This is a genomic window from Sphingomonas sp. PP-F2F-G114-C0414 (genome assembly GCF_003688595.1).
GTDB lineage: Bacteria > Pseudomonadota > Alphaproteobacteria > Sphingomonadales > Sphingomonadaceae > Sphingomonas.
This window is the reverse complement of record NZ_RCWT01000001.1, coordinates 52385-63175: the sequence shown is the minus strand read 5'-3', so window position 1 is coordinate 63175 and position 10791 is coordinate 52385. Positions and strand designations below refer to the sequence as shown.

Sequence of the window (10791 nt, the reverse complement as noted above, 5' to 3'; positions counted from 1 at the left end):
CGCCCGCAACCGCGCCGCCTCCGACACGGTCATCCCGCCGTACTTCGCCTTCCAGTTGTAGAACGTCGCGTCACTGATCCCATGCTTCCGGCACAGCTCGGCGGTCTTCACGCCAGTCTCATGCTCGCGCAGCACGCCAATGATCTGATCCTCGGTAAATCGGCCTCGCCGCATCACTCGTCTCCATCTGACGAGCTAATTTACCAATGGCATGAATTCTGGGGAGCAGGTCAGCAGGCGTAACTTATGCTTCCGCGTCCCGCGTCGATATTGCCGATATGCCTTCCGTCGGGCAGTGGTGAAGGTAGAGATCCGTCAAGGGTGGGTTATGGATCGCATATATGTCCGCGAAGGTGATGGCCTGTTTCTGGGCGCCATCAAGCTTGTTTTCTTTGCCCCGCTGCTCGCGGTGCCGGTTTATGCCGCAGTGTGGGGATGGAACGCGCTTACAGCGTTGCATTGGCATCCGGCCCTGATCGTACTGGCGGCATTTGTCTCGATTGGCGTCATAACTGCAATTCTGACTGCACTAGCGAGCGCCCTGCCCCGCACGACAACTGGGATTGGCGTTCTCTATTGCACGGCCATGTATGGCCTTGCCGCTTATGCCCTCACCAGCGACCCGATCTGGACAACGGTGATCGCGCTTTTAGCGGCCGTCTTATCGTGGGAGCCTGTTGGCGCATTCATCGCACGCCGAGCAGCCGGCTAATCTCTTTAGACCTGTGACTTTCCGGCCCGGTCGTATGCCAAGCCCGCGTTGTGCTGCCACCTTTCCAGCTCAACGGTTCCGTGTCGGCGGTCCCGGAATGCGGAAGGGTTTCAGTCCCTGTCGTTCAACTTCTGACGTAACCATGTTCTTCGTTTGCGAGTCTGTGGTGGTGCGCAGCAGCAACAGGATTTCGACCAGCATGGCGTTAAATCCGCCAGTGGTTTGCTGATCTTCAGCAGAGGCAACGGACCGCTCGGCCAGCTGATCGCGAAGCTCGTCCATCGTTTCACCCATGTCGATCATGGCCGCGCGGATACTCGCCAGCTCATCATCGATTCTGTCGGTCTGGTCGAGGCGGTCGCGTATGTAGGCGGCGATGCCGACCCCGCGCTGTTCGGCTTGGGCGGCATAGACAAGCGCCTGTCCCTCCCTCAACCGAATCTTGATGGAATCCGACAGCGCCATAATGCCTCCGACTACAGCTTGGACCTCATACATACCATGTTTCTTACAGTTTTACAGTGTCTTATCAATTATTGGGGTCCTCCTAGGGTCCAGCTTGGTAAGCTAATGATGTTAATTACTGTTTCTAATCAATTACTTATCGGCACCGGAAGGTGCGTATGGTGTACGACCCGAAATCATCGATTTAAGGGTCGGAATTGAAGCTCTGACAGCTCCGAAACGGACTGACTGACCTTTAAGGGGGTCCAAACTACCCTGATGAACGAAGTTCAGCAGGCGGAACCAGCGAAACAGCCGGATCGGCTGCAAACGGGTTGCAAAAGGACTGCAAACTGTACGCAACCGGACTGCAAATCTTGCGCTGAGACGGAACCGACCTGCATTCTGACTACATATAACATGCATATCGCATGCAAATTCCATGGACAGTCGGTAGTGGCCGTTCCATACCGTTCGCCAAGCCTAACAAACGTTGGAGAGCGCTATGACTGACCCTCTAGCCGACCACCTCAAATTCGTGCCCAAGGTGAAAAAGGCAGCGAGATTGCGAGCCTTGATGCCCGAGATCGAACGCCAGCTTAGCGCCGGGGCACGTTATGAGGATATCGTCGCACACCTTAACGCTGGCGGGCTGGAAATCACTTTCTCGACGTTCAAAAGCTACATCTACCGCAACAGAATCGACCAGCGGTCGACACAGGGTCAACCGGTTGAAGCCAAATTGCCGCCTGTTGAACGGGTGGAGCCCGAACGGAATACGGAGCGCAATACCAGCGCCAATTCGGAATCGATCGTGGACGGCAATCCCCCCTCGGAATTACCGGAACCTGATACCGTGGCGGTTGATAAGCCGTCTCTCGCTGACCTTCTCGACGCGAAAAAAAGTGCCGCCTATATCGATCAGTTCATGACGCGCCGGCCTCTTTTGATAGGTCGCAATCGCGATAAACCGTGATCCCAGTTTACGGCTTCTGTTTAGCGGCTTTTCGCTTCGCGGCGCGGGCAGCTAACTCGGCCGTGTAGCGGTCGGACTCTTCCTCCTGGTCCTTCCACATTTGCTCGATCGCAGGATGGATTTTGGGCCCGTCGCCCAGCTGTTCACCGTCTAGAACATAGTCAACCGCCTCGTTCTCGGTTGGGGTCTGGATTACGTTGTCCGGATAGCCGGGGCCATAGCGGCATCCCGACCAAGTGCCGTCGTCGTGGGGTGTTACCGTACCCTGAGCCCGACCGGATTCTGCAAAGACGACCTTCGACCGGATTGGATTATCGCGGATGTCGCGAATGACTGCTTCGTCGTCTGCATTGCGTTGCTCACGCCGCTCGCGTGCCGATGGGGTATTCTTGGGTGTGTAAGCCATCAGGCGCCTCCATCATCGTGATGAGAGGCGCTAACCGGCTGAAGAGCCGGGTGTTAGGAACCCTGCACAAGCACAAGGCGCTGCCACCTTTGGGCAAGCCTTGGACATGCGTGACAGCCACCCGGCGGAGAAGCTCTCGACCGGACTTGTGATCATCGGGGTTCCTACGCCCCACGGCCGGGATTGACCGAACCGCAGGTCTATGGTCGCAGAAGGAAGCGCTTTGGACAAGCTGGCGTGACAGCGACGGGCGTTTCGACGATCATTACCCCATCGAGCCAGGACGATCCTGCCATGAACGATGCCCTTCCGAGTTTCCGCACGCTGGCCGAGCAAGTCGCCTACGCTGCCGTCCTGGCTGACCTCGCCGGCCGCGATCGGGGAGACGAGGCGGTCATGATCTTTCGGGAACCGACCGACCCGGACGCGGCGGTGACCGCCGATGCCATGATCCGCGCCAGCAGCATCAGCGACGCGCTGTACGCCCGGCTGCTCGCCGCTGCTGATCGGTTCTATGCTTCGCCGCCGGATACCCGCACGGTCGCATTCGATGCGTTCTGCACGCTGGTCCATATCGGCCGCAGGCGGCATCCGTTCGAGCGGCTGATCCGGGAAGCGCGTGACCGGGCGGAGGCCCTGCCCTCGCCGATGGTCCAGCCAATCGGCCTCGCGGACTATGCCGCTGCACTGGGTTACCGCACCCGGGCGCCGAACTAGCGATGCTGGATGAGAAACTGGCGACGATCGCGCTCTACCCCGACACGCTGGATGCGTTACATCGGGTTTGGGAGCGGGGTTGAAAATCGCCGTCGCTTCCAACCTTGCTCTGCCCTACGCCAGCCCGCTGAAGGCCCTCCTGGGCGGTCTGGTGGATATTTGGCACTTCTCCTTCAATGCAGGTGCGATCAAGCCTGACATGGCGTTCTACGCCGGCCTGACGGCACACCTGGGAAGCGAGGCCAGTGAACTGCTGATGGTAGGCGACACCTGGCGCGATGACATCGTCGACGCCGTGGAGGCCCGATCACGTGCGCGGTAGGTCGATCGCGAAGGTCGTGCTCCCGTGCCGCTTCACCGCTGTTCGCGATCTTGGTGACGCTTATCCCGATCGCCAAAGAGCTGCGCAAATGATGGAGCTTGAACTTGTCCGTAGCGGCATCGATGCGGACCTTGGCCACCTTCATGTCCAGTGGTGGGCGGTTCGTGCCGATCTGTTGTGGCAGATCCTTATGGATGCCCCGGGTGCAGAAAAGGTAGCTGCGACACGCGCTGGAAGATTATTTTGATACTCGTGGCCAGCCTGAAACCAGCCGCGCTCGACTGATGCGAAACGCGATTGCGACTATCGCCGCACGAAAGCATGCCTGACGGCCATGGAAGGCGCAGGAGGCGCGTATCTGGTTTAATGATTAGCCGGCCCTGGGGGGTCGGTTTGATCCGCTACCGATGGCGTTTACGCTGCGATTAAATTATTTTCACTTTCGACCACGGGCCACCCCATTTTTAGCGATCCACAAGCAGTCCGGTAATCTACCTACCCGTCACGGTAAATGCTTGGATATAGGCACGACCCAATCCATTTTTCAAAGATATAGAAGCTCGCTGGTTAGAGGGTTTATATCTAATGTTAACTAGTTAGGTCACTTTTTGACGGGCTTAACTGTCCTTTTTTCAGCGAGTTAGCTCGATAACGCTGTTCCGGATGTGTCGTCATCTCGTTCCTAAAGTGTCGACACCTGGGTTCCCGAAGGATCGACCTTGCGTTCCTGAAGGACCGAGCCTTGTTCCTGGAGTGTCGAAGGCTCGTTCGATTGCGTAATTTTTTCGGCGCAATTGAATCAGTTCGGTGAGGTTTGTCCGAAGGGACGTTCAATTGCGACAGATACTCGAGCGTCAAGCGGGAGGAACATTCTCAAGCACGACACTTCGGGAACGGTTGGCCCAGTCTATAGCGATTTTGACGTACGCGCGGCTCCCCTGCCCTCCCGGGGCAGAGGCGGTTCGTAAGACGAAGCAGTGTTAACGCCCAAGTTCGTGGCGGTGCTTTTCATGGTAGCGCCGGACAAATCCGATGAACGCCGCCTGATAACTCACCGGCGTTCGAGCGCTGTCCCCCTCAACCCACGTGCGAAACTCATCGTGCAACGTCTGGTAATCCCATCCAGGGCATTCCGCGCGCAGCGTTGCCATTGTTGCGTCGGTGATTTCGCCAGCGGTCGCTCGTGTCGCCAGACTGGTCCGCGACCGTCGCAGCAGCGCTGTTACGTCAATCGTCTCATTCGCATCGTTGGCCGTCGCAGCGGGGTTAATTGACGTTGGCCTTGCTGCAGCCTTAGCGCCCTCTGCCCCGTGCGCCGTCACGGTCTTCAGCGGGCGCTCCACATCGCTGCGGCGTTGCATCCGCAGAGATGGCTCGCGCTTGCCAGCTGGCGTCTCCAAAGCGAGCGCATAGCCCGGCAGCTCGTTGCGCTCGACGATCTTAGCGATCTCGAACTTAAAGCGGCGATATTGCCCTTCGGCGCCCGACTTCTCGAATAGCGTCGGCATGGCAATCGCGAAGCCGACCTCCCCTGCCCCGCCAGCATGCTTGCGCGCGACGCGGTACAGCCAGCGCTCACGCCCGCCGGTCAGGTCGAAATAGGCACGGTCGATCGACAGCACCCCGCCCTGCATCATCACGCCTTCCCAGAACCAGTTCGACACCTCGATCGTCATCCCACGCGACCGCTCGGTTTTTTCGTCGACCAGCTGCGTCCAGCCGTCGAGCCAACTGAACGTCGCCTCTCGGCGGTTCTCGGCGCGAATGTTGGTCTTGATCGTGGTCGACACCAGCCGGTCGAGCGCCTGGCCGAGCAGCTCATACGCGCGTCCGGTCGTGGGCCGCCCGATCGCGCGGAGCAGGTCGTAGGGCATAAGGTGGAGCTTGCGCGGAACGTCGTTGACTCCGCGCCGGGCCATGTCCGCAAGCACGCTCGCGCAATAGATTAATATGTCCGCATCCCAGATCGTCGCCATCCCGTAATCGGGGTTGCCCGAGACGTGCACCCACAGCTTGCCGTCGGGGCTATGATAATCGATCGGTTTGACGCGCTTCGATTTGGCGAGGCTGAAGAACGGACGCTCCATCATCTCGCGCTGGTCGCGCAGCGGTAGGTCGGCGAGATATGGGAGGAGCAGGTCGAACCGTTCGGACACCCTCTGACGATCGGCGCGGGTCATGCCGCCACGCCCTGATTGTTTCCCCGGGGAAACATCGTCGGGGCGGTGGCGACAACCGTCCGCATTGATAGAGGACGTAGCATGTTTCCCGGGGGAAACACGTTCACCGCTGAAGTCCGCGGCCTTCGGCCTCCAGATGTACTAGCGCCTGCCGCAGCGCGTCGACCAGCTCGTCGTTCCCGGCGCCCGACCCGGCATGGAGCCGGATCGTCACGCCCTGTCGGTTGCTCGACTGGATGCTAAGCCCAGGGCGCCCATGAGGCGTGGTCCATGTGAACGGGGGCGCCGCGTCGGCGAGATCGTTCGACGCCTCGAGCAACCGCCGCAGCACGTCGGCAGGAGGGTAGGGGGGCGCACCCCGATCGCGCCGTGCGGCCTGTTCACGCGCGAGATCTCGAGCAGCACTTTGAATAGCCTTAGCGGCAACCTTGTCGTCGAGCGCCTGCGCCAACGCATAGGCAGGTTTGAGTTGGACGTCGGCGGGGGAGGCGAACGCGGTGATCACCACGTCGGGGATCTGTGCGACCTTGACCATCTTTGACAGCCAGCCCTTTGACACCTTGAGCCGCTCCGCCATCCGCGTCAGGTGGTTGCCGTAATGCGCCTTGAGCGCCTCGGCATAATTGCGAGCACGCTCGAGATCTGACACATCTTTACGCGCGCGGTTCTCGAGATCAGCAAGCCGGAATGCGGCTTCGTCGTCGAGGTTGGCAACCTGCGCCACGAACTGCATCTCAGGATAGGAATGCGCGCGTAGCCAGCTGATCGACCAGTGGCGTCGCGTGCCCGCGATTACCTCGAAGTCATGCGCAGGATCGCCGTTGACACGACGTACCACTGCAGGAACCTTTTGCCCGCCCTCGGCGATGATGGAATCGATCAACTCCCGGCAGCCTTTTTCTGTAAGATGCTGGTAGCTACGCGCATTACCCGGCCAAATCCGTACACGTGCCGGGTCAAGCAGCAGCTGCGTCACTTGTCGCACTTCCCCGCTGGTCACGCGCGCTAGCGCAGTCTCGCGGTTGAGCAGTGTCGTCCCACGCGTCCGTTCAGGCGCGGGCGGGGCAGGGGGCGCGCCGGTGTCGATTTCGGCTGGTTCGTCGGCCAGCAAGGCCGCGAGATAGTCGGATTGCTTACGCGCCATGCGGCACCTCCGGCATTAGATTTATTAGGAACGTTGCCGCGCAGGACAGCACCGATTCTGGCTCACGCGACATGGAGTAGATCCTCCTCGCGTGAGGGCTCGACCCGGCCCCAGCCTTGCCGGACGAGCTGCTCGATCTGCCCCATGGCCTCGTCAAGATTGGCACGGCAGCGCTTGTGCGTCTTGGGCGTACCGATCGGCCGTTCAAGTTCGTAGATCGTCATCATCCGCATCGCTGCATGGCTTATCTCGGCGGATTCTAAGATCGGCACCGGAAGTAAGGCTGGACCGAAGCTCTGTTCCATAATCGTGCGGACCATCGCGTGGCTGGGATCGTTGCTGTCAAACTTCGAACATATAAGTCGGAGGAAGCTGTATTCGACCTCTATTCCGGCATGCGCGAGCTGCTGTAGCACCTGGTTCATCATCGATAGAAATTGTACGGTTGAGCAAAAATCGGGTGTCGTCGCGGCGAGTGGGACGAGCAGCGCATTTGCCGCCTGCATTACCGCGAGGCTGATCGTCCCAAGAGCAGGTGGGGGATCGAGCAGTACCACGTCGTAATTGCGCGCGAGATCGGCCAGCCCCTGTTTAAGCTTGCGGAAGCGGGCGGCGAGCACCGACTGCCCGTCCGATCCCGCCGCGGCGAGTTCATATTCCACGTCGAACAATTCGAGGTTCGACGGGATAAGGTCGACGTTGGGCCACGGCGTCGATTTGACTGCATACAGCAGGTCGGCCTGGGTCGGATCGATCGACAGATAGGGGTAGAGCGTCTCTTCTCGCGTGATATTAAAATGGGGGTTAAACCCGAACAGCGTCGTTGTCGTCGCCTGGCTATCGCAATCGACCACCAGCACACGGTACCCCTGCACCGCGAAATAATGCGCGAGGTGGCAGGTAACCGTCGACTTGCCCACCCCGCCCTTGAAATTCTGCACTGCGATGATCGCGGGGATATCAAGCGGCGCGCGGGCAGGAGAGGCGCCAAGCACCTCCCGCATCTGCAGCAGTTCCTCGACCGAATAGCCAAGTCTCCGCCCATTTTCACCCGCCGGCGCAGGGGGGAGGCGACCATCATCCTCGGCCATGCGGATCCGGTTAGTCGAACAGCCGAGCAATTGCGCCGCCTCGGCGATTCCGAAGCGGACATTGAGGCCCTTCCTGCTTTCGGGCAGGAATGCCTTGCGCCGTAAGCGTTCGATCATCCGCTCCCCCGCGTCCGCAAGTTCACCGATATGGTTGACGATGGCATTCATGAACCGGTCCCATCGCTCATTTGAAGCTTTCGACCGTGTTTATACGCGAATGGAATTCAAAACGTAAGAGTGCGGCACAAAAAGGTTTAGGATGGATCTGTATCGAGCATTAACGTGCTACGCTGCGATCTTGTAGGCGCTATCTGCACAAGCGTTACTGCTCATCAGCAAGCAGAGGCGCTACCGAGGATCGCGGTTGGCGATACGTAGCGCGCCGTCGCAGTCTTGTCGCGAACGTGCCGATTTTCGCGACACGGAAACTGCTGCCGGTTATTGGAATGATATGTGCCGAAAACACCCGTTTGTCGTGCATCCAGGATGGCGACAGGGTTTTCCGCCGTAATCGATGCCTTCAGGGACAAAGGCGTCGTCCCGGCACGGTCTGCTGAACAACAGCTACTGCCAGATCCGGCCGCTCGTGGGCGATGTCCCGTCCTACTATGGCGCAAATCTGGTGGAGTGCGGTCAGACAGGTTTCAGCAAGGAGATGGCGATCGCGGGCGGTCCCACAAAGGATGGCGTTTTGAGAATGCCGATGCGTACCTACCGCCGCTGCAACCCGATCACGTCCAACAGCGCATCCGCGGCTTTCGTGCGATAGCGTTCCTTATGCCGCAGCCCGAAGAAGGGGCGAGGAGCGAATGTGATCGGTGCGACGTGCAACAGACCTGCCTTGATGGCCGGGTCGACCACCAGCGCCGACAGGACAGCAACGTCCACCCCAGCCTCCACGGCCGTTCGGACGCTTTCATTAGACGGCATCGTCAGCGCCACGTCGAGGGCAGCCGGATCGACCCCCAAGCCGCGCAACTCGCTATTCAACGTCGATTGCGTGCCTGATCCAGGCTCCCGTTGCACCCAGCGCGCTCGTCGCAGCCATGTCGCGTCGATGTCGATGTCGGCGAAAGGTTGTGCTCCGACGAGCAACAGCTGGTCTTCGCCGATCGGCCAATGCGCCAACGCTGGATCTTCGATCTCGCCCTCGACAATACCCAGATCGGCCTTGCCGTCATTGACGTGTACCGCGGCCTGCCCGGTGTTGCCGATCGACAGTTCGATACTGATCGCCGGATAGCGCTCATGGAAAGTTGAAAGGATGGGCGGCAACCAGCAGACGGCGATGGTCTGGCTGGCGACGAGGCGCAGCGTGCCCCGCTTCAGTCCGCCAAGCTCCTCCAGCACCGTCTCGGCCGCGTCGGCCCGCGCAAGAACTCCGCGAGCCTCGGTCAGGAACAGCCGTCCGGCCTCTGTCAGAGCGATGCCGCGCCCGACGCGGTGGAAGAGCTTGGTTGCGTGTCGCTCCTCAAGCGAGGCGATGGCTGCGGAAGCCTCTGACTGCGTGACGTTTAAGGCCGCGCCGCGACGGTCATATGCTTGCGCTCGGCCACGCCGACGAAGATGCGCAGTTGCTCCAGTGTCACACCGCACCTGATATAGAAACCGATCACGATTGACGATCGGAATGACAACAAGGCTAAGTTGGAGCGATCGGTAGGCAGGGTTTAGATCGTGCGACGGAAGGAACACCGCCGTGGCCAGTTTTGCCTATCCCGATCGTATATTCCCGACCGTCCAGACTAGCAGATTGCCCGCGCTGCTGCCCGGCGTCGGCCTCTGCCTCGCCGTCACCGGCTCGGCCTACGCGCTGGAGGTGGGCGAGCGCGCACTGGCCGGCAAGGCGTGGCTGGAGGCGCTGGTGCTCGCCATCCTGATCGGCACCGCCGTGCGCAGCCTGTGGACCCCGGATGAAAGGTGGCACGAAGGCATCGCATTCAGCGCCAAATACTTACTGGAGGTGGCGGTCGTCCTGCTCGGTGCTTCGGTCAGTGCCGCGACCATCTTGGCGGCCGGGCTGCCGCTCCTCGCCGGTATCGCCGGCGTGGTCGTGAGCGCAATCCTGCTCAGCTTTGGGATCGGCCGATTGCTCGGCTTGCCAACGCGGATGGCGCTGCTGGTGGCTTGCGGCAATTCAATCTGCGGCAACTCCGCCATCGCGGCCGTGGCACCGGTAATCGGCGCCGACAGCGACGACGTAGCTGCCTCGATCGCGTTCACGGCGGTACTGGGTGTGGTGGTAGTGCTTGGCCTGCCACTGCTCGGGATTGCGCTCGGCATGGGCGGGCTCGCCTTCGGGGCGCTCGCCGGGCTCACTGTCTATGCCGTGCCGCAGGTGATCGCAGCCGCCTCGCCGTTGGGCGCCACCGCCGTGCAGATGGGTACGCTCGTCAAGCTGGTGCGCGTGCTGATGCTCGGGCCGGTGTGCCTTGTTCTGTCGCTGGTGGCGCCTCGTCTCGCGCCGCAGTCGGTTCCCGAAGGCGAGTTCGTCGCCGGTGCGCCTACGGCCAAGCGGATGGACCTCGCCCACCTCGTGCCCTGGTTCATCATCGGCTTCCTCGCACTGGTCGCCTGCCGCTCGCTAGGTCTGGTGCCGACCGTCGCCATCGCGCCGATCGGCCGGAGCGCCACGCTGCTGACCGTCGTTTCCATGGCGGCGCTCGGGCTCGGCGTGGACGTCCGCACCGTCGCCAAGGCCGGGGGCCGCGTGACCATGGCCGTCGTGTTGTCGTTGCTCGGCTTGGCCGCGATCAGCCTGACGCTGCTGGCCGCGCTGCACATCGCATGATCGGGCAA

General features: G+C 60.8%; 11 protein-coding genes and 1 pseudogene. 5 read left to right on the top strand and 7 right to left on the bottom strand.

The window, feature by feature from the left end; genetic code table 11:
* A partial coding sequence (locus tag C8J47_RS00370; protein WP_147454243.1) for a transposase occupies nucleotides 1–174 on the bottom strand: 174 nt, incomplete at its 3' end.
* Nucleotides 175–328: 154 nt separating this feature from the next.
* On the opposite strand from C8J47_RS00370, the gene C8J47_RS00365 reads away from it, so the two are divergent.
* Entirely contained in the window at nucleotides 329–712 is a 384-nt protein-coding gene (locus C8J47_RS00365) for a hypothetical protein (protein ID WP_183128972.1), read from the top strand.
* 69 nt (nucleotides 713–781) lie between these two features.
* Here the strand turns inward: C8J47_RS00365 and C8J47_RS00360 are convergent, their stop codons facing one another.
* On the bottom strand, nucleotides 782–1177 hold the full coding sequence (locus tag C8J47_RS00360) for a hypothetical protein (protein WP_147454241.1): 396 nt from the start codon (nucleotides 1175–1177) through the stop codon (nucleotides 782–784).
* A 484-nt stretch (nucleotides 1178–1661) separates the two neighbouring features.
* Between C8J47_RS00360 and C8J47_RS00355 the strand changes: the two genes are divergently transcribed.
* Nucleotides 1662–2132, top strand: a complete 471-nt coding sequence (locus C8J47_RS00355; protein WP_056056345.1) for a hypothetical protein — start codon at nucleotides 1662–1664, stop codon at nucleotides 2130–2132.
* Nucleotides 2133–2139: 7 nt separating this feature from the next.
* Here C8J47_RS00355 and C8J47_RS00350 read toward each other — a convergent pair whose 3' ends face one another.
* The gene (locus tag C8J47_RS00350) at nucleotides 2140–2538 is read right to left on the bottom strand and encodes a hypothetical protein (RefSeq protein ID WP_056056348.1); all 399 of its coding nucleotides are present in this window, start codon (nucleotides 2536–2538) and stop codon (nucleotides 2140–2142) included.
* A 294-nt stretch (nucleotides 2539–2832) separates the two neighbouring features.
* Between C8J47_RS00350 and C8J47_RS00345 the strand changes: the two genes are divergently transcribed.
* Both C8J47_RS00345 and C8J47_RS00340 read left to right on the top strand, forming a co-directional pair.
* Nucleotides 2833–3255, top strand: a complete 423-nt coding sequence (locus C8J47_RS00345; RefSeq protein ID WP_056056349.1) for a hypothetical protein — start codon at nucleotides 2833–2835, stop codon at nucleotides 3253–3255.
* A 79-nt stretch (nucleotides 3256–3334) separates the two neighbouring features.
* Nucleotides 3335–3577 (top strand): HAD hydrolase-like protein, encoded by a 243-nt coding sequence (locus C8J47_RS00340; protein ID WP_121883989.1) that lies wholly within the window; start codon nucleotides 3335–3337, stop codon nucleotides 3575–3577.
* A 980-nt stretch (nucleotides 3578–4557) separates the two neighbouring features.
* On the opposite strand, the gene C8J47_RS00335 is transcribed toward C8J47_RS00340, so the two are convergent.
* The 4 genes and pseudogenes from C8J47_RS00335 to C8J47_RS00320 all read right to left on the bottom strand — a co-directional run bounded on the left by C8J47_RS00335 (nucleotide 4558) and on the right by C8J47_RS00320 (nucleotide 9581).
* Entirely contained in the window at nucleotides 4558–5757 is a 1200-nt protein-coding gene (locus C8J47_RS00335) for a replication initiator protein A (RefSeq protein WP_056056352.1), read from the bottom strand.
* Nucleotides 5758–5860: 103 nt separating this feature from the next.
* Nucleotides 5861–6901 carry a ParB/RepB/Spo0J family partition protein gene (locus C8J47_RS00330; protein ID WP_121883988.1) on the bottom strand — a complete coding sequence of 347 codons (1041 nt, stop codon included), beginning with the start codon at nucleotides 6899–6901 and terminating at the stop codon, nucleotides 5861–5863.
* Nucleotides 6902–6963: 62 nt separating this feature from the next.
* Nucleotides 6964–8160 carry an AAA family ATPase gene (locus tag C8J47_RS00325; RefSeq protein WP_056056356.1) on the bottom strand — a complete coding sequence of 399 codons (1197 nt, stop codon included), beginning with the start codon at nucleotides 8158–8160 and terminating at the stop codon, nucleotides 6964–6966.
* A 543-nt stretch (nucleotides 8161–8703) separates the two neighbouring features.
* Nucleotides 8704–9581: pseudogene (locus C8J47_RS00320) on the bottom strand (LysR substrate-binding domain-containing protein).
* A 110-nt stretch (nucleotides 9582–9691) separates the two neighbouring features.
* On the opposite strand from C8J47_RS00320, the gene C8J47_RS00315 reads away from it, so the two are divergent.
* A complete protein-coding gene (locus tag C8J47_RS00315) occupies nucleotides 9692–10783 on the top strand; it encodes a YeiH family protein (RefSeq protein WP_183128971.1) in 1092 nt (363 codons plus the stop codon).
* Nucleotides 10784–10791: the final 8 nt, after the last annotated feature.